A 17,953-nucleotide genomic window follows, 5' to 3' on the forward strand; every position below is an offset into this window, starting at 1 on the left:
GTTAACTTAAATCAGCCGGCCACGGCCTGCAGCAACTGGCCACAGAGCCAAGCCATATAAGTGCCTAAAGCATAGCCGAATACCGCTAGCAGTACACCTACGGGTGCCAGTGCCGGATGGAAGGCCGCAGCCACTACTGGCGCAGACGCCGCGCCGCCAACGTTGGCCTGACTGCCCACCGCCATGTAAAACAGCGGTGCACGGATAAGCTTGGCCACCAGCAGCATCAATCCCGAATGCACCAGCATCCAGATAATGCCCACCAGGAAGTAAATCGGCGTATCCAGAATTTGGGATACATCCATATGCAAACCGATTGTAGCCACCAGTATGTAGAGGTAGGCCGAGGCTATCTTGGAGGCGCCGGCCGCTTCCAAATGACGAGCCGGGCTGAATGACAACAGCAAACCTATGGTGGTCACTATCACCACCAGCCAGAAGAATTCTGAGGTCAGACTGTATTGCTCGGTCCAGGGATAGTTGGTTGCAAACCAGGGAGCCAGCAGGTCGGCGCCGACATGGGCCAGACCGGTAATACCAAAGCCCACAGCCACTATCAGCATAATGTCGCGCAGGCTGGGAATGCGGGCGTTTTCGGCATGATATTGCTCCACCTTGGCCTTGAGGCTTTCAATGGCGCTGGTATCTGCACCTGTCTTGGCATCTATCTCCTTGGCCCTGGATGCCATAAACAGCAGCACGGCCATCCAGATGTTGGCGACTATCACATCGACAGTCACCATCACGGAGAAAATATTGCCGCCCACTTCATAAATCTCTTTCATCGCCGCCTGGTTGGCACCGCCGCCAATCCAGCTGCCGGCGAGTGTGGTCATGCCGCGCCAGACCGCGTCCGGGCCATGGCCAGCGGTCAATGTCGGGTCGATTGCCGACATGATAAGCAGGGCAATCGGGCCACCTATGACAATGCCCATGGTGCCGGTCAAAAACATCACTACCGCCTTGGGACCCAATCCCAGAATGGCTTTGAGGTCGACGCTGAGGATCAACAATACCAAACAGGCAGGCAGCAGATAACGGGACGCCACATAGTAAAGTTTGGAGGTACTGCCATCGACAATCCCAAAGGTATTGAGCAAGGATGGCAGGAAGTAACACAGCAACAAGGCCGGGATGAAACGGTAAAACTTTTGCCAGAAAGGATGGCTGCTGCTGTTGGTGTAAAAAACGAAGCCGAGAATGGCGGCCAGAATGCCGAGCGCGGTGGCGTCATTGGTCACCAACGCAGTCATTTCAGTGGCCGCCTGTGAGGTACTGCTCATAGGTCCTATCTCCCTTGCGATTGCAATTTATTGTTTTATTTTAATATTTATATTTTTCCCACTGCCCTCACGGGCAGGTTCAATGGAAGGTTTGAGGGTCGTCTCCCAATTCTCTGAGTTGCATCTTCACCAGCTCGACCACAGGGTCGTGCGGGCTGTTGTCGACAAAATACTGTAGATCGGCGCTGGCGACATGAATCGCCCCCAGTTGTTGGGCAATAAAGGCGCGCTCCCGATGCAGGCTGAGATCGTCGGCATGCCATTCAAGCAGCAAATTGCAGCACTCCATCGCGACTTCAAATTCATGGGCGACAATGGCACCAGCCTTGAGTTCATGCAGCATGCGGGTCATCAGCCTCTGGGTGCCAACCGGCTTGAGGTAAGACGCCTTCAGCGGCGCACTGTTCCCAAGCTCGCCGCGAACCAGAGCATGCAAGCGCTCTTTGCTGAGGCGCTCACCCCGAAGCGGGTCGAGATAGATGAGTTCACCGGCCACGTGGCAGGCCAGCACTGTGGTGCCCGGCAACAGTACAGGGTCGAATTTCAAGTCCAGCTGTTTGCCAAGCAACATAAGCACAGTTGCCAATGTGGTGCTGTTCCCCTGGCGGCTGAGAATACACTGGCCGAGATCGGCCGCCTGCCGGGAAAAATAATCTTCTCTGGGGGCAAACCCCAGATCCTTGTAAAACCAATTCAGCAGCGCCTGAAAGCGCCGCTGCTGATCGACCAGATAATGGCTGAGCACTGAGCCGGACAGTTCCAGCCAGGCCCAGTTGGCCTGTTTGGCCAGGCCAAAGCCCAGATGTTGGCAAAGCTCAAATGCCGACTCGGGCAGAGAGAGTTCGTCTTGCTTAAGAGAATATTGTTGCATTACCCCAGAATTACCGCTTGTTTGAAGTGTGCCAGTTTTGCCGCATAAACCACCCAGCCCAGAGCACCGAGGAAGGCGAAGATCCGGAAGATCAGATTACGGTTGGACTTGAGCGCCATCACGCCCAGCAGTATGTAAGCGACCACTGCGCCTATCTTCTCCGTCATCCAGGGATCGACGAAGGGATACTGCTTGATCATAAAACACAGAGTCAATCCGGACAGCAGCAGGAAAGTATCGATCACATGCGGACCTACCTTCAGCAGTTTCTTGTCCATAATGGCTGACTGACGCAGCTTAAGCACGAAACGCACAATGAACAGCAATACGCTGACGGCGATCAGGGTCATGTGCAGGTGTTTAACTGCCGGATACAGGCTGTAAAAAGTTTCCATCGGATAGCTATCTGTAGGTGAACAAAGGCGACAGTGTACCCTATCGCAGTGCTCAGCACCAAGGCCAAGCCGCTATCGAAAAGGCGGAATTATGACAGGAAATGGGGACGATATCGGCAGTTTTCAAGCCCGGGAGATAACCCCGGGCACAGACACTCAACCGGGCCAAAGTCCCAGGGTGCATCTTTCATTGGAGCCAAAGTCGCGCACTGTGGCCACCTGCTGATAACCTAGCTCGGCAAGTTTTTCCCTGAGGTTCACGGCCTGGGCATAACCATGCTCCAGCAGCAGATAACCGCCCGGCAGCAGGTGCTCCCTGGCATGGGCTGCGATATGGAACAGGTCGGCAAAGCCCTGATCGGCGGCGGTCAAGGCGCTGCGGGGTTCGAAGCGCACATCGCCCATATCAAGATGCTCATCATCCTCCTCGATATAGGGAGGGTTGGAAACAATCAGCTGGAACTTACGCCCCTGAACCGCCGAAAACCAGTCGCTCTGAAGGATCTCCACCTGCGGCAGTTTCAAATTATCCCGGTTGGCACAGGCCAGTTCCACCGCGGCCTCGACCTTATCGACAGCAGTCACTCGCCAGCCTTGCCGTTCATGGGCCAGTGCCAGCGCGATAGCACCGGTACCTGTGCCGAGATCCAGCACGGCGATATCATCTGAAAGCGGCAGGTTGAGCGCGGTTTCCACCAGAATTTCGGTGTCCGGGCGCGGAATAAGGGTGGATTCGTTGACGATAAAAGGCAGTGACCAGAACTCGCGCTCACCGACAATATGGGCCACGGGCACGCCTTGGCTGCGGCGCTGCACCATCTGAATAAACTGCTTGTGCTGCTCGGCAGACAAGTTTCTTTCGGGCCAGGTATAGAGAAAGCTGCGGCTCTTGCTCAAACAATGCAGCAACAGGGCTTCGGCATCTGCATGGGCAGACTCGGACGATGCAGCCAACATAGAAGAGGCCCACTGCAGGGCCTCGGCAATATTGAGTTTAGTCACAGACAGTCCTTTTATTCGTCGGACAGAGCCGCCAACATGTCGGCCTGATGCTCTTGCATCAAGGGCTCGAGCAGCTGCTCCAAGTCTCCTTCTATCACCTCGTTGAGACGATACAGTGTCAGGTTGATCCTGTGGTCGCTCACCCTTCCCTGAGGGAAATTATAGGTGCGGATCCGCTCTGAGCGGTCACCGCTGCCCACCAGAGAGCGACGGGTAGATTCTTCGGCGCTGCGGCGCTTTTCATCTTCGGCCGCCTGCAAACGGGCCGCCAGTACGCTCAAGGCCTGAGCCTTGTTCTTGTGCTGCGAGCGCTGATCCTGGCATTCCACCACCAAGCCTGTGGGCAAGTGGGTAATACGAATCGCCGAGTCGGTTTTGTTAACGTGCTGACCACCGGCACCGGAAGAGCGGAAGGTATCGATACGCAGCTCGGCCGGGTTGATTTCCACCGCCTGGGCCTCGGGCACTTCGTGCATAACGGCCACGGTACAGGCCGAGGTGTGCACCCGCCCCTGAGATTCGGTTTCCGGCACCCTTTGTACCCTGTGACCACCGGACTCAAACTTGAGTTTGCCGTAGACACCGTCACCGCTGACCTTGGCAATCACCTCTTTGAAACCGCCATGCTCGCCCTCGCTGGCGCTCATGACCTCGACCTGCCAACGCTGGCTCTCGGCATAACGGCTGTACATACGGAATAGATCACCGGCAAAAATAGCGGCTTCATCACCGCCGGCACCGGCACGGATTTCCAGAAAGGCGTTGCTGGCATCATTGGGATCTTTGGGCAACAGCAGAATTTGCAATTCGCCTTCCAGTTGCTCCAGTTGAGCACGGGCCGCCTTGATCTCTTCCTGAGCCATCTCTTTCAGCTCAGGATCTTCCTCGGCCAGCATCTCCTGTGCGGTTTGCAGATCCGCCTGCGCCTGCTGGTAGGCCTTAAAGCCTTTGACTACATCTTCAAGCTGAGCATATTCCCGAGACAGGGCTCTGAACCTGTCCTGATCCGCTATGACATCTGCGTCACTGAGCAGGGCCAATACTTCTTCATTACGCTCAAGCAAGCCTTCCAGCTTGCGGATAACGGATTCCTTCATTTAGCTCGCTAACCTTAGTGTTTATCCAAGCCGAGCGCGGTTCTCAATTGACCCAAAGCATTGAGATCACCCTGACGACTGGCTGCAGTCAGGGCCTGGGTCGGAGCATGGATCAGTCTGTTGGTCAGACGGTTGGCCAGTTCCAGCAGCACCTGCTCTGTGTCTGCTCCCTGCGCCAACTTGTTCATTGCCCGTTCAACCAGCTCATCTTTAATCGCCATGCTCTGGGTACGATATTCGCGAATGCTGTCGACCGATTCCAGTGAGCGAACCCACTCCATAAACTGGTGTGAATGCTCTTCAGCAATGACTTCCGCTTGCTCGGCGGCCTCTCTACGGGAGGCCATATTCTGTTCGATTATGCTTTGCAGATCATCGACCGTGTATAGGAAAGCATCGTCCAAATCACCGACTTCTGCCTCAATATCACGGGGAACCGCTATATCAACCAATAACATAGGTTGATGGCGGCGCTGCTTAAGCGCTTTTTCAACCATGCCCTTGCCCAGGATGGGCAGCGGACTGGCGGTAGAGGATATCACGATATCGGCCTTGGGGAGAAAATCTGGTATCTGCTCTAGGGTAATCGCCTGGGCATTGAACTCTTCACACATGGCTTCGGCGCGGGAAATGGTGCGGTTGGCCACCACCATGCTGGTGACGCCGTTTTCCTTCAGGTGGCGGGCAACCAGTTCTATGGTTTCACCGGCGCCAATGAGCAGCACCTTGGTCGCAGCCAGAGAAGAGAAGATGTGTTTGGCCATGCTGACGGCGGCAAAGGCAACCGAAACGGCCGCTGTACCGATTTCCGTTTCGGTGCGCACCTTCTTGGCCACGGCAAAAGTATTTTGAAACAGACGATCCAGTGTCAGTGCCACTGTGCCGGATTCCTTGGCCTTGGCAAACGCTTGTTTGACCTGACCGAGGATCTGCGGTTCGCCCAGCACCAGAGAGTCGAGCCCGGATGCAACCCGCATCAGGTGTTGCACCGCGGGTTGACCACAGTGTTGGTACAGGCAAGGGGCCACCTCTTCATGGCTCAGGCCATGATAATCTTCCAACCAACGCACAACCTGCTCGGCATTTTCCGTGTTGCAGTAAAGCTCGGTGCGGTTACAGGTGGAAACGATGACAGCTTCCCCGCTCTGAGTCTCCTTGGCCAGGCTGCGCATGGCTTCATGGATCTTGTCCGGGGCAAAGGCAACTTTCTCACGCAGGTCAACAGTGGCGGTTTTATGGTTTATACCAATTGCTACAAGGCTCATCTGAACTCGTTCTGGACTCTTGGCGTCGCTGTAGGATGCGGCCATTCTACTGAATTGGCCACCTTAAAAACAGAATACGCTTAACAAAACCGAATAAAGGTCTAACTTCTCAACCAATTTATCAATTAAGCTGAACAGGCGCTGGCAAAAGCCACAAGGGCGACACCACAGGGGTCGGCGCTTATTGGTATTCTGCCAAAGCCCTCGTATCATAGGCGGCCAACACAGTGAACAACAGATGATTATTTTGAAGTACTTCACAAAAACCTGTTTTACACCTCTGTCGGCCCTGCGTCTGCTGTTGCCCCTGTTGCTCCTTGGCCTGCTCAGCGCCTGTAGCAGCCTGCCCGATGCCCGCTGGCAGGCGACTCAAGTCAAGCACGCAGAGCAAGCCAAGGCCTGGGAGCTGAAAGGCAAGCTGGCGGTAAAAACTCCCGAGGAAAAATTCAGCACCAATCTTTATTGGCTGCACACCCCAACGACAGAAGAGCTGAGACTCACCACCATGTTGGGCACCAGTGTGATGCTGCTGAAAAGTGGCCCGGACGGCGCCTTACTGGAGTTGGATGGTGAAATCTATCGCGACCGAGACCCACAGCGTTTACTCGATGGCCTCAGCAGTTGGAGCATACCCCTTAACGCCCTGCCCCGCTGGGTGCTTGGCCTCAGCGCCGCCGACACTGAACTCGTGCTCACAGACAATGACGGCAAACCCCAGAGCCTGGAAGATGGCAGCGTCAGCCCTCCGTGGCAGGTGAAGTATCTCAACTGGCAGCAACAAAGCGGTGCCGATATTCCGCGCCTTCTTAAACTCAATCGCGGCGCGCTCGAACTCAAGATCCAGTTAACCGAGTGGCAGGCACTCGAAGCCCAGAGCACACTCACCACCAAGGAAAGCCAGCAGCCATGAGTCCTCTAGACCAAACATCCAAACCCAATAGTCTTTCGCTTGGCTGGCCGGCCCCGGCCAAGCTTAATCTGTTTTTGCATATCAATGGTCGCCGGGAAGATGGCTACCATGAACTGCAGACCCTGTTTCAGTTTCTCGACCATGGTGACCTGTTGGACTTTAAAATCACCGTCAATGGCGAGCTCAAACTTCACTCCAATCTCGGCGCTGCTGTCCCGGATAGCGATAACTTAATTCTCAAGGCCGCAAAATCATTGCAGCAAGCCAGCGGTTGTGAACTGGGGGCCGAGATCTGGCTCGACAAGAAACTGCCCATGGGCGGCGGTCTGGGGGGCGGCTCGTCGGACGCGGCCACCACTCTGGTAGCCCTCAACGCCCTATGGCAAACCGGCCTGAGTGAAACCGAACTTGAGCAAATTGGTTTAAAACTCGGCGCTGATGTTCCTGTTTTCATTAAGGGTTTGGCGGCCTTTGCCGAAGGGGTCGGCGAAAAACTTCAGCCGGTGGAACCGGCCGAACCTTGGTATCTGGTGCTGGTTCCCGAGGCCCATGTCTCCACTGAAAAAGTGTTCCATGATCCTGATTTACCAAGAGATACTCCCAAGCTCTCTCTGGAGCAACTGCTGAGCGCCCCTTGGCAAAACGACTGTCAGGCGCTGGTATGTCGCCATTACCCTCAAGTTGCCAAGGCCTTGGGCTGGCTGCTAGAATATGCGCCGTCCAGAATGACCGGAACCGGTGCCTGCGTGTTCGGGGAGTTCGAAAAACAGCAACAAGCTCTCGATTGTCTGGCACAGCTGCCACCATCTTTCAAAGGCTTTGTTGCCAAAGGGATAAATAGATCGCCGCTTCAGAGTCGACTGGCTCGCCTCTGAACAGTTTCTTCCGGGATGAAGCGGTCCGCCGTTTTTTGTCCCAGCCACTAAAATAAAGCAAACGCCTGAGGTTCTTACAGTGCCCGACATCAAGCTCTTTGCTGGGAACGCTACCCCCAGTCTCGCCAAAAAGATAGCCGACCGTCTTTTTTGTAAACTCGGAGACGCAGAGGTAGGCCGTTTCAGCGATGGTGAAATCAGTGTCCAGATAAACGAAAATGTACGTGGTGCTGATGTGTTTATCATTCAGTCCACCTGCGCACCAACCAACGACAACCTGATGGAGTTGATCGTAATGGTTGATGCCCTGCGCCGCGCTTCAGCCGGCCGTATCACAGCCGTTATCCCTTACTTTGGTTATGCCCGTCAGGACCGTCGTGTCCGCAGTGCCCGTGTACCCATTACCGCCAAAGTGGTTGCCGATTTCCTCTCCAGCGTGGGTGTCGACAGAGTACTGACCTGTGACCTGCACGCCGAGCAGATCCAGGGCTTCTTCGATGTACCGGTAGACAACGTCTTCGGTAGCCCAGTGCTGCTGGAAGATATGCTGGCCAAGAAACTGGACAACCCGGTTGTTGTTTCCCCCGATATCGGTGGTGTTGTTCGCGCCCGCGCCGTAGCCAAGCTGCTCGACGACTCAGATCTGGCGATCATCGATAAGCGTCGCCCACAGGCCAACGTGGCTCAGGTAATGCACATCATAGGTGACGTTCAAGGCCGTGACTGCATCATAGTTGATGACATGATCGACACAGGTGGCACTCTGTGTAAGGCTGCTGAAGCCCTGAAAGAACACGGCGCCAACCGCGTCTTTGCTTATGCGACCCACCCGGTATTCTCCGGCAATGCCGCCAGCAACATAGTGAATTCAGTGATTGACGAAGTCATAGTGACTGACACTGTGCCTTTGAGCCCAGAAATGCTCAAGACAGGCAAAGTGAGCCAGCTGACCATGTCAGCCGTACTGGCCGAGGCTATCCGCCGCGTCAGCAATGAAGAATCTATCTCTGCCATGTTCCAGCACTAAGCTAACATGTTAAACAAGAAACGCACCTTAGGGTGCGTTTTTTTATGCTTGATATCTGGGTTGCCATTATATGGCCCATCAGCTGCAGTGTGGATTGGCTGGAAGCCTGAATGCCGTGAAGAGCAGGATATTCGAGAACGGCCATCTCGCACAGGCGGAACTGTGACACGGCGAGAGTTGCGCAGCAACATGCTTTCGAGCGCGAGCCAGGGACGGTGAGCTGGCCGTTGATATGTTTCAATTCCGAGAGACGACGTCCGGAATACTCAATCAAAGAATCGCATTTTTGCTGGGCTTGGGGTGAATTTCTTAAACTGGTTAACACCTTTGGGAGGCCAGAATTATGAGGGGATCATCCAGCGCTTTGCTAAGGGGCAACCGAAACGCAGTGTAGGCTGTCCCGCGGAGGCCGCGCTTTTTGCGGCCGGAGTGTACTTGAGCAACTTGTTATAAGGCGACATTTTTACGCACATAGCTCCACGCTGACACGGAACAAACAAGACCTAACCCGCCATAAATACTAAGAAAGGTAATGGACTTAAAACTAAACTCTGTGCCCGAAATACCAAAAATAACGACCGGAGTAAAAAAGCCCAAAACAAAGCCTGCCAGAATATAAACGACGAAGCTAACCCAGTTTGACCATGAGTAAAATAGCCACAAGCGAATTAATGGATACGCCAACAATAGACAAATAACGAAAGCTATAGGGAAAGCAATGAGACCAAAAATAGTTGCTGCCCCGCCATACAAAGGCAAGCTAACGATTATTAGAAGCAAAGCTCCTACGAAAGCTGATTGGATGCTAGATGCTATTATGTGCCTCCACATACCCAAGCCCTATAACGCCTCAATAACCGACAGCGGAAGCGTAGCGTAGGCTGTCCGGCGCCGATAGGCGCGAAGTTGATTGACTTGTTATGAGATACTTTGCCACCGACGGGATAATAAACCTACGGCTCTCAAGCTCATGTCCAGGCGGACAGAAGTAATCTAACCAAACACTCATATTCGTATTCTTTTGAGTAAAGTACCCAAATGCTATTGGCCCTGAATCGCCAGCTTCTAAATTGGTCTGATAGACTATTAGTTCATCGCCAAGTGCGCCCGTCAGAGCGTTGCCGCTACGTGCGGGTGTGCAGTTGCTCTTAATGCTTTTTGGGCCAACTAATTTGATAGACGTTGCTTCAGAGGAAACTTCGATAGTTACTGAGAAACCCAGCCCCTTAGCATTCTCAGGTGTGATTTCCTGTTCAGTAATACCCGGCGATGCAAATGAGGGCAGCGCGATAGGGAGTAAAAATATGGCAAGTAATCGATTCATGGTTTTATCATAACGCCAAAAGCAGCGGCGCGCATTAGCGCGTCCAGCCCGCAGGGCAATGCTGCCTTTTCTTGTTAGCTGATTATTCATGGAACTGCATGTGTTCCATGATTAAACTCCTGCAATCTTGAGTCCTCTTCATACCACTCTATATCAGCAATTTCTGGATCAGATTGCAGACACTCGTCTAATAAAATAAGAAAATTTCTATGTATATCGGTAGGCAAGGAGCGCTTTAGCAGCCGATCAATAAATGACGGTTTTAAATGCATTAAAACCTGCCAAACATTACTCTCAACGTAACCGCAAGCACCTTCTAACTTAACCTCAACAGGATCTCCTACAAATAGTATGCAATAACGATCTTCATCAAGATAATCAAGATTAAACTCTTCGTGGAACCTTCCAACAAGCCAGTCCGCCAATTCAGTTGAGGAGAAAGGCTCCCCCTCATTTTGAGGAAGCTTAAATTTTTCTGTTCGGAATCTTACGTTTGTTCGCACGTGAACCTTTCCTTGATACAGCTAGACATAATGATTCCCTGTGCAGGTGTCGGCCTCCGTGTTTTCTCGTGGATTAGTTAAACCAGAGCCACACTGTTTGTTGATCCAATAGGCAAACAATCACAGGAGGCCGACATGTCTAAAGCTAACACACTTTTTATCGGGTTGGACGTACACAAGGAGACCACTGACGTGGCCTGGGTTTCTGATAAGTCTGCTGAGACTGTGCATTACCATGGCACAATCCCAACCAACCTGCGTTTATTTGATAAACTCATTAAAAATCAGCAAGGCTCATGTGGCGAACACAAGTAATGCGAATAACCAAACTCGCGCGGTTCTATTCAAAAGAGTGCAAGGTCAACCGCCGACACTTACTCGCCAAAGTCCGACTGTCAGAGTGTCCTTACCGAAGATTTTTTGGGTCTCCGGTAAGGACTCTTTTACCTATTTGACAAAGGGAATCATATCAACGCCCCAAGCAGCGGCGCGCGTTAGCGCGTCCAGCCCGCAGGGCGATGCTGCCTTTGTTTGTTATGTTTTTGAACATGCCAAGTCCTGCGCAACCGCCAACCTAACTTGATTCATTCTACTTAGCCTAAGCAGATAAGACTTTAGCTCGTGTCTCTGTGCTATTGTGCTCTTAGAGCCATCGTACTTATCGATTTCTACGTCAACTACGTAAGTCCCACCTACCAACACTGTGTATAGGTCTTCGAGCTGCTCAGGGACGTAATGCAGAACATAAGAATTTATGTAGTCATGACCTTCAGACTCTAGTGCCATTCTTAACTTGGAATCACGGGCTTGAAGCGCCTCGTTGGATCGGATCAACTCTTCACGGAAGTCACTTTCCATTTTACTTCCAATAAGCTTCATTTACTCGATCCCTGTCGAAACATAACGCCCCGCGCATGCGCGCGAGCTTGTGAGCGTCGCAGGGGCCGCAGGCCCCGAATGACGCGGTTTGTTAGCTTTGTTTATTTTGTGGTAATTAATGTTGATGTTGGCCACAAGTAAACACCGTTATTTATGTAATATGACTTTAAAACGGTCATTTTACGCATTTTGAAAATAGCCGGTACGCCGCCAAATCGTTTCTCGAAAACTGCAACGGCTTTGAGTCTGCGCACACGCCAAACATAAAACTCAGAGCTGCCTTGCTTTAACTTTGCAGCTTCTTTGGTAGCAAACCTGTGAATCAAAGTTCTAAGTTGCCTCTGTGGTAAATTTTGCCACACAAACACACGAAGCAATGGGCTGCCTTTTTCCAATTTCCATATGCGATGCAGGTCGAATTACTCCGTAAAGCTAACAGCTGTATAGTGCGCATGCGCGTTTTAGTCCTCGGAGGAGTGTAAACGCGTATCGCTATCTGTTTGTATTAGCTGGATATAATAGAGTTTAATCCAAATATCCCTTGCAGCCCAACGCGCATGCGCGGTTTCTAAACCTATTATCTACCAGCTGTATTTTTAACTTTATGAATTTAATAAAATTTTCTAAAATGTTACAGAAATAACGCGCAAATTTCCGACATGTTGTCCAGAACGTCAATAATACTGTATAAAAATCAGTTATGAGGTGCTTGTCATGAGCACTTCAAGCCGAACAACCAAGGGCCCTACAAAAAGCGTTAAGTAAAGCCATGGCTACCGCACGGGTCCAAACTCTGTTCGTCCCTGCATTCCGCTGAAAAAGGAAAAATGCTACTACCTCCAACCTTAAGCTTAAGGAAGTGCTAAAGCTAAGCGATTGAATTGGTTATACAATAGCCAGTACTGAATTTGAAAACAATTAGCCAAAGGTCAAGTTTTGACAAAGGCAACAAAACCCTGATTTAGTTTGTTTTTACAACAGAATTGACTGGGTTGGAAACCCAAAACGACACGACTTTAAGCCGCTGGAACAGCGGCTATCATAGCTTCCAGCTAAAAGCTCCTAAGTTAGTACTGGCCGAGCTTCCGGCCACGGTGTAGCCAATCACCTGCGGTGCGCCTTTCGCACAGGCGATACTGTGACACGGCGTGAATACGTCCATGTAGCCTCGACGAAAACGTCCCTGTTTTCGACGGTCACAGTTCCGCCTGTGCCTGGAAATAGGTGTATGTCTGCAGACATTTCAGATGTTTCAGGCTACTCAGTGCTAACAGAATTGCACCAATTCCCCCTTCGGAGCCGCCGCTGGCATTGTTGCAAATTGGCGTAGCCGAGACAGGGATGTCGAGGCTCGAAGGTCGAGCAAGGCGAATGTTGCGAAGCAACAAGCTTATGAGCACGAGCCAAGGAAGGCGAGCTGGCCCTTATGCATGGATGCATTTGGCGAGTCCTGAGTGTAGCCAATTTGCTTCATAAGGCAGCGGGGATTTCGGCTACGTCGGTTTGTCCTTGGGGATGCAAGGGGCTTTGGACATGCAAAGCCCCTTGCCCGGTGTGGTGTGGAACACCACGACTTTAAGCCGCTGACACAGCGGCTATTTATGGCTTTAAGCCAAAACTTACCAATGAACTTGCTCCTAGCGGCTAGCTAAGTTGTAACCCATCACCTGCGGTGCGCCTTTCGCACAGGCGATTCTGTGACACGCTGCGAGTACGTCCCTGTAAGCTCTGCCTCGCCATCCCTGGCTCGGAAGGTCACAGTTCCACCTGTGCCTGGAAAATAGGTGTATGTCTGTAAACTCTTCAGATGTTTCAAGCTACTCGGTACTAACAGAATTGCACCAATTCCCCCTTCGGAGCCGCCGCTGGCGTTGTTGTAAATTGGCGTAGCCGAGACAGGGATGTCGAGGCTTGAAGGTCGAGCAAGGCGAATGTTGCGAAGCAACAAGTGCATGAGCGCGAGCCAAGGAAGGCGAGCTGGCCGTTATGCATGGAAGCATTTGGCGAGTCCTGAGTGTAGCCAATTTGCTTCATAAGCCAGCGGGGATTTCGGCTACGTCGGGGGTGTCCTTGGGGATGCAAGGGGCTTTGGACAAGCAAAGCCCCTTGCCCGGTGTGGTGTGGAACACCACGACTTTACGCCGCTGGCACAGCGGCTATTTATGGCTTGAAGCCAAAACTTACCAATGAACTGCTCCTAGCGGCTAGCTAAGTTGTAACCCATCACCTGCGGTGCGCCTTTCGCACAGGCGATCCTGTGACTCGCTGCGAGTACGTCCCTGTAAGCTCTGCCTCACCTTCCCTGGCTCGAAAGGTCACAGTCCCACATGTGCCTGGAAAATAGGTGTATGTCTGCAAACTCTTCAGATGTTTCAAGCTACTCGGTACTAACAGAATTGCACCAATTCCCCCTTCGGAGCCGCCGCTGGCGTTGTTGTAAATTGGCGTAGCCGAGACAGGGATGTCGAGGCTTGAAGGTCGAGCAAGGCGAATGTTGCGAAGCAACAAGTGCATGAGCGCGAGCCAAGGAAGGCGAGCTGGCCGTTATGCATGGAAGCATTTGGCGAGTCCTGAGTGTAGCCAATTTGCTTCATAAGCCAGCGGGGATTTCGGCTACGTCGGGGTGTCCTTGGGGATGCAAGGGGCTTTGGACAAGCAAAGCCCCTTGCCCGGTGTGGTGTGGAACACCACGACTTTACGCCGCTGGCACAGCGGCTATTTATGGCTTTAAGCCAAAACTTACCAATGAACTTGGTCCTAGCAACTAAAACCCAAAGAATAACAAGCTTCAAATAATGAATAAAAATTCATTTATTTTCTCTCCTCCTCTGGGTAGACTGAGCGCCCTCTTATCCAGAACATCATAATAAACATGCAATTAAGTCGTAGGCATTTTATTCAGGCCGGTTTAGCCGGTACCGCACTGGGGCTCAGTGGCTGCAGTAATTTTTCTTTATCTTCCCAAGAGCAGGCCCAAGCTACTGCCTCCAAGGGGCCCCTGGCGCTGAACTTCAATGAAAACCCGCTGGGGATGCCAAGCAGCGCCCGGGAAGCCATTATGCAGCATATGGGCGAGGCGCACCTGTACCCCGACAGTGCCCGTCAGGCCTTGCTCAAGCGCCTGGCAAGCTATCACGGTATCAGTCAGGAACAGCTCATCTACGGCAATGGCTCTTCCGAAGTACTCAAGTTCGCCATAGATGCCTTGGCCAGCGCTCACTGCCAGTTGGTGATGCCCAAACCTACCTTTGACATAGTGGCCGACTATGCCAAGGCCCGGGGGCTCAAGGTAACAGAAGTGCCGCTGACCGCCGAGCTGCAAACCGATATCGCCGCCATGCAAGCCGCCGTGGCCGCACATCCTGGCCCTTCCATTGTCTATCTGTGTAACCCCAACAACCCAACCGGCCTCTTGCTGCCCAAGGCGCCGGTTGCACAGTGGCTGGCCAAGGCCAGTCCCGAGCTGCAGTTTATTATTGATGAGGCCTACGGCGAGTATGCCGGTAGCGATTTCCAATCCGCGCTGCCATTCATCCAAAATGGCCAGAAACACACAGTGCTGACCAAGACGTTCTCCAAAGCATGGGGAATGGCGGGACTGAGGGCTGGCTATGCCATTGCCGCTCCGGAAATGATAGCCGCCATGCAGGCCCAGGCGAGTTTTGACAACGCCAACCTGTTTGCCCTCTATGGGGCGGCAGCAGTGTTGAATGACAGCGCCTGGCTGGCGCAGACCCGCAGCAACAACTTGGAGGCCGGTGCCATTATCATTGCCACGCTCAAACAGTTGGGGCTCGACTATCTGCCACTCAACGCCAGTTTTATTTTCCACCGCATCAAGGGCAATAATGAAGACTATCGCAAGCGGATGCAGCAGGCCGGCATTCTGGTAGGCCGTACCTTCTCTGGGCTTGAAGGCTGGAATCGCTTGACCTTGGGCACACCAATGCAGATGCAACAAGTTGCCAAAGAGATGCAACGTCTGCGTTTGGAAGGTTTGCTCTAATTTCTCTTTCAAATGCTGTTTCAAGCGCTCTTTCAAGTGCCTTGGCTTTTCGCTAGACTCGGACTTTCGCAGCCTTTTTCAGAAGGATTCTGATATGCAAGTCCAATCCATTCTGGGGGCGTTATTCGCCCTCGGTTTCTCCCTGTCGTTGCAAGCCGCCCCCGGCGAGCTGGTCATCAACAAAAATGCCAAGCCCAAATCCTCAAACCGCTATATCGAAGCCGTTCATCAAGAGATCCCGGTAGCGGGAGCCAGTGAGGCCCAGGTTCGTTATGCCATTCTCGAAGGTATGCTCAGCACCAAGGGCTTTGCCTGGGTATACGAGGGCGAAGGTGAGGGCTATATCCTGGCCCGTTTCGACTATCGCGGCGACACTAATGTGATGCGTATTGAATACGACGCCAACTATATTCAGCTTAAATACCACGCCGCCCTGGGGGATTTTGTCTGCAAGAAGCTGATTGATGATATCTGCTACAAGAATGGCCGCGGCTATTACAACTACATCAAGAATCTGCGTCTCTCCATCGCCCAGGAGCTGAAAAAATCATGAAACGAATACTACTGCCGCTGCTGCTGAATCTGTTGTGGCTGAACCCGGCTTCCGCCGAGACTGAATATCAATTGCAACGCTGGCAAAACTCAGTACCCACAGGTGGCTATGTGCAGGATATCCCCGCCATGTTGCAGCGGGCCGTTACCCGGGATAGCTGGGAACTGGAAACTGCCGCAGATGGCACCTGGCTCGCCCGGCTCAATAACTACAAGGGATACACGGTCGAAGTAGAAGTAGCACGGCAGCAACAGGAACTGCAGCTTAGCCTGCTCTCCAGCCGCTGCGATTGCAAAATGGACCAAGCCAAAATCGACAGTTGGTTAATTCGCCTCAGGCGCAATATCGCTCTCGAAGTCACCAAGGCCGCCAGAGATGAGAGTCTGCGACAGAAGCTGAAAGTCGAGTAGAAGCTTGATAGCTCAAGGCAGGTATGACTCTGGATCGGTGAAATCTTGGCACTAGTTTACAGGCACAGGCGGAACTGTATCCATATATGGACCCATCCCGTTTGCAAGACATTTGATTTCAATTTGAGAAGAGTTCATTGCACCCATATATTCGGCCTGTTACTGAGTTAAATCTCTGGCCCTGATGGATATGTGCTTCTACTTTCCTCATCATCCTTGCGGCTTCACGATGAGCCTATGGATTCAACAGGTTTTAAGTAGAACAGTCTGACTGTCTCATCATCAAATCAATTGTCACCGCAACTTGGTGATAGGTTGGCATTATCTTACTTCACAACCTGATTTATAAGCTTCATGTCGCCGGCCGATACGTTTCTTCTTTGGCCGCTATGACCCAGGCAATTCTGGCAAGCTTGTTGGCTACTGCAACGCAGGCGCGATTAAAGCCTCGACGCTCCACGAGGGCCTTCGCCCACAGGCTGAGCTTATCGGTTTTGTGCTCGCAGTGACGCAAAATGGACCTGGCACCATGAATGAACAAGGTTCGTAGATAGGCATTGCCTCGCTTACTGATCCCCAGCAGATTATCCTTGCCGCCACTGCTGTGCTGCCTGGGCACCAGACCGCACCAAGCTGAAAAATGGCGGCCATTGTGAAATGCCTTCCCCTCCCCAACAGCGGCATAAAATGCCGTCGCAGTGACAGGACCAACCCCCAAGACGGTGCCTAATCGTTGGCAGATAGGATTATCAGCATTTTCCTGCAATACCTGCTTTTCACACCCTTTCAGCCTGTTCTCAAGTTCGACAAACTCATTATACAGTCCATGGAAAATCGCTCGACCTTTGGCTGTGAGTGCATTCTCACCGTCTTCCAAAATGTCGGGCAATTGACTGCGAAAGGCCGTTTTTCCCTTTGCCAGCACGATGCCATATTCGGCCAACATGCCTCGAACCTGATTCACCAAGGCGGTGGTTTGCTGTGTGAGTCGCTCACGAACCCTGTGCAACATCTGCACATCTTGTTGTTCGATAGATTTGGCGGGCACGAAGCGCATGTTTGGTCGCTGAGCCGCCTCCGCTATGGCAAGGGCATCGTTGTAGTCATTTTTATTTCCCTGCCGATAGGGAATGACATATTGAGGAGGGATCAACTTAACCTGATGACCAAGGGCAGTAATTTCCCTGTTCCAATAGTGAGCGCCACCACAGGCTTCAATCGCGACCAGGCAAGGTTCCAACTTAGCGAAAAAACCGAGTACTTCTTTTCGTTTAAGCATTTTCTTGCGCACCAGCTTACCTGCTTTGTTGACCGCAACAGCGTGGAACACCAACTTTGCGATATCCAAACCGATGGTTGTAATCTTCATAGTGGACCCATCCTCTTTCCAGATGACTTTCAACAAACTTCATCGTGGCCCATTGCGAGGCCGGTTAAAAGGGGATGGGTCCATTCCATTATCCTTGGCTGGCGTTCGGAAGAGCGCTGCTACGTAACTCTCGCCGGCAACTCTCGCCATGTCGCAGGATCGCCGGTGCGAAATAGCCGGGATC

The 17,953-nt window shown here is 52.3% G+C and carries 17 protein-coding genes; 7 read left to right on the plus strand and 10 right to left on the minus strand.

Annotated features, from left to right (window positions below):
• Nucleotides 1-11 precede the first annotated feature (11 nt).
• The 6 genes from ACSHSR_RS16445 to hemA form a co-directional block, all read right to left on the minus strand.
• A complete protein-coding gene (locus tag ACSHSR_RS16445) occupies nt 12-1,283 on the minus strand; it encodes a DUF819 family protein (RefSeq protein WP_422917908.1) in 1,272 nt (423 codons plus the stop codon).
• Nucleotides 1,284-1,362: 79 nt separating this feature from the next.
• Nucleotides 1,363-2,154, minus strand: coding sequence for a transglutaminase family protein (locus tag ACSHSR_RS16450; protein ID WP_096140857.1), 792 nt, complete (start codon nt 2,152-2,154; stop codon nt 1,363-1,365).
• Entirely contained in the window at nt 2,154-2,549 is a 396-nt protein-coding gene (locus ACSHSR_RS16455) for a SirB2 family protein (RefSeq protein ID WP_025889918.1), read from the minus strand. The genes ACSHSR_RS16450 and ACSHSR_RS16455 overlap by 1 nt, the downstream gene beginning before the upstream one ends.
• A gap of 156 nt (nt 2,550-2,705) precedes the next feature.
• Nucleotides 2,706-3,551, minus strand: a complete 846-nt coding sequence (prmC, locus tag ACSHSR_RS16460; RefSeq protein ID WP_226564680.1) for a peptide chain release factor N(5)-glutamine methyltransferase — start codon at nt 3,549-3,551, stop codon at nt 2,706-2,708.
• Nucleotides 3,552-3,562: 11 nt separating this feature from the next.
• Nucleotides 3,563-4,648, minus strand: a complete 1,086-nt coding sequence (gene prfA / locus ACSHSR_RS16465) for a peptide chain release factor 1 (protein ID WP_025011691.1) — start codon at nt 4,646-4,648, stop codon at nt 3,563-3,565.
• A 14-nt stretch (nt 4,649-4,662) separates the two neighbouring features.
• A complete protein-coding gene (hemA, locus tag ACSHSR_RS16470) occupies nt 4,663-5,913 on the minus strand; it encodes a glutamyl-tRNA reductase (RefSeq protein WP_028779720.1) in 1,251 nt (416 codons plus the stop codon).
• Between the two features lie 238 nt (nt 5,914-6,151).
• On the opposite strand from hemA, the gene lolB reads away from it, so the two are divergent.
• The 3 genes from lolB (at nt 6,152) to ACSHSR_RS16485 (ending at nt 8,725) form a co-directional block, all read left to right on the plus strand.
• Nucleotides 6,152-6,823: a lipoprotein insertase outer membrane protein LolB gene (gene lolB, locus ACSHSR_RS16475; RefSeq protein WP_479630953.1), complete on the plus strand. Its 672-nt coding sequence runs from the start codon at nt 6,152-6,154 to the stop codon at nt 6,821-6,823.
• Nucleotides 6,820-7,698, plus strand: coding sequence for a 4-(cytidine 5'-diphospho)-2-C-methyl-D-erythritol kinase (gene ispE / locus ACSHSR_RS16480; protein WP_345872984.1), 879 nt, complete (start codon nt 6,820-6,822; stop codon nt 7,696-7,698). The genes lolB and ispE overlap by 4 nt, the downstream gene beginning before the upstream one ends.
• A 79-nt stretch (nt 7,699-7,777) precedes the next feature.
• Complete coding sequence (locus ACSHSR_RS16485) at nt 7,778-8,725, plus strand: ribose-phosphate pyrophosphokinase (RefSeq protein ID WP_028779717.1); 948 nt, start codon at nt 7,778-7,780, stop codon at nt 8,723-8,725.
• Between the two features lie 850 nt (nt 8,726-9,575).
• Here ACSHSR_RS16485 and ACSHSR_RS16490 read toward each other — a convergent pair.
• Nucleotides 9,576-10,139, minus strand: coding sequence for a hypothetical protein (locus tag ACSHSR_RS16490; RefSeq protein ID WP_107110515.1), 564 nt, complete (start codon nt 10,137-10,139; stop codon nt 9,576-9,578).
• Complete coding sequence (locus ACSHSR_RS16495) at nt 10,136-10,552, minus strand: hypothetical protein (RefSeq protein ID WP_479630954.1); 417 nt, start codon at nt 10,550-10,552, stop codon at nt 10,136-10,138. The genes ACSHSR_RS16490 and ACSHSR_RS16495 overlap by 4 nt, the downstream gene beginning before the upstream one ends.
• Nucleotides 10,553-10,687: 135 nt before the next feature.
• Here ACSHSR_RS16495 and ACSHSR_RS16500 point away from each other — a divergent pair, with 135 nt between their 5' ends.
• Complete coding sequence (locus tag ACSHSR_RS16500; RefSeq protein ID WP_054745922.1) at nt 10,688-10,867, plus strand: hypothetical protein; 180 nt, start codon at nt 10,688-10,690, stop codon at nt 10,865-10,867.
• 219 nt (nt 10,868-11,086) lie between these two features.
• Here the strand turns inward: ACSHSR_RS16500 and ACSHSR_RS16505 are convergent, their stop codons facing one another.
• Complete coding sequence (locus ACSHSR_RS16505; RefSeq protein WP_071237174.1) at nt 11,087-11,431, minus strand: hypothetical protein; 345 nt, start codon at nt 11,429-11,431, stop codon at nt 11,087-11,089.
• Nucleotides 11,432-14,303: 2,872 nt separating this feature from the next.
• On the opposite strand from ACSHSR_RS16505, the gene ACSHSR_RS16510 reads away from it, so the two are divergent.
• From ACSHSR_RS16510 to ACSHSR_RS16520, 3 genes are all read left to right on the plus strand, one after another.
• On the plus strand, nt 14,304-15,437 hold the full coding sequence (locus ACSHSR_RS16510) for a pyridoxal phosphate-dependent aminotransferase (protein WP_479630955.1): 1,134 nt from the start codon (nt 14,304-14,306) through the stop codon (nt 15,435-15,437).
• A 94-nt stretch (nt 15,438-15,531) separates the two neighbouring features.
• The gene (locus ACSHSR_RS16515; RefSeq protein ID WP_101095937.1) at nt 15,532-15,990 is read left to right on the plus strand and encodes a hypothetical protein; all 459 of its coding nucleotides are present in this window, start codon (nt 15,532-15,534) and stop codon (nt 15,988-15,990) included.
• Nucleotides 15,987-16,400 carry a hypothetical protein gene (locus ACSHSR_RS16520; RefSeq protein WP_479630956.1) on the plus strand — a complete coding sequence of 138 codons (414 nt, stop codon included), beginning with the start codon at nt 15,987-15,989 and terminating at the stop codon, nt 16,398-16,400. Before ACSHSR_RS16515 ends, ACSHSR_RS16520 begins: the two co-directional genes overlap by 4 nt.
• Before the next feature lie 352 nt (nt 16,401-16,752).
• Here the strand turns inward: ACSHSR_RS16520 and ACSHSR_RS16525 are convergent, their stop codons facing one another.
• Nucleotides 16,753-17,769, minus strand: a complete 1,017-nt coding sequence (locus tag ACSHSR_RS16525) for an IS110 family RNA-guided transposase (RefSeq protein WP_039034405.1) — start codon at nt 17,767-17,769, stop codon at nt 16,753-16,755.
• Nucleotides 17,770-17,953: the final 184 nt, after the last annotated feature.

This window comes from Shewanella sp. VK101, from assembly GCF_056497865.1.

What these genes read in the sequence shown, in the direction of transcription:
- ACSHSR_RS16445 (WP_422917908.1), bottom strand. Translation starts at nt 1,283, where the DNA reads ATGAGCAGTACCTCACAGGCGGCCACTGAAATGACTGCGTTGGTGACC.
- ACSHSR_RS16450 (WP_096140857.1), bottom strand. Translation starts at nt 2,154, where the DNA reads ATGCAACAATATTCTCTTAAGCAAGACGAACTCTCTCTGCCCGAGTCG.
- ACSHSR_RS16455 (WP_025889918.1), bottom strand. Translation starts at nt 2,549, where the DNA reads ATGGAAACTTTTTACAGCCTGTATCCGGCAGTTAAACACCTGCACATG.
- prfA (WP_025011691.1), bottom strand. Translation starts at nt 4,648, where the DNA reads ATGAAGGAATCCGTTATCCGCAAGCTGGAAGGCTTGCTTGAGCGTAAT.
- hemA (WP_028779720.1), bottom strand. Translation starts at nt 5,913, where the DNA reads ATGAGCCTTGTAGCAATTGGTATAAACCATAAAACCGCCACTGTTGAC.
- lolB (WP_479630953.1), top strand. Translation starts at nt 6,152, where the DNA reads ATGATTATTTTGAAGTACTTCACAAAAACCTGTTTTACACCTCTGTCG.
- ispE (WP_345872984.1), top strand. Translation starts at nt 6,820, where the DNA reads ATGAGTCCTCTAGACCAAACATCCAAACCCAATAGTCTTTCGCTTGGC.
- ACSHSR_RS16490 (WP_107110515.1), bottom strand. Translation starts at nt 10,139, where the DNA reads ATGAATAATCAGCTAACAAGAAAAGGCAGCATTGCCCTGCGGGCTGGA.
- ACSHSR_RS16500 (WP_054745922.1), top strand. Translation starts at nt 10,688, where the DNA reads ATGTCTAAAGCTAACACACTTTTTATCGGGTTGGACGTACACAAGGAG.
- ACSHSR_RS16505 (WP_071237174.1), bottom strand. Translation starts at nt 11,431, where the DNA reads ATGAAGCTTATTGGAAGTAAAATGGAAAGTGACTTCCGTGAAGAGTTG.
- ACSHSR_RS16510 (WP_479630955.1), top strand. Translation starts at nt 14,304, where the DNA reads ATGCAATTAAGTCGTAGGCATTTTATTCAGGCCGGTTTAGCCGGTACC.
- ACSHSR_RS16515 (WP_101095937.1), top strand. Translation starts at nt 15,532, where the DNA reads ATGCAAGTCCAATCCATTCTGGGGGCGTTATTCGCCCTCGGTTTCTCC.
- ACSHSR_RS16520 (WP_479630956.1), top strand. Translation starts at nt 15,987, where the DNA reads ATGAAACGAATACTACTGCCGCTGCTGCTGAATCTGTTGTGGCTGAAC.
- ACSHSR_RS16525 (WP_039034405.1), bottom strand. Translation starts at nt 17,769, where the DNA reads ATGAAGATTACAACCATCGGTTTGGATATCGCAAAGTTGGTGTTCCAC.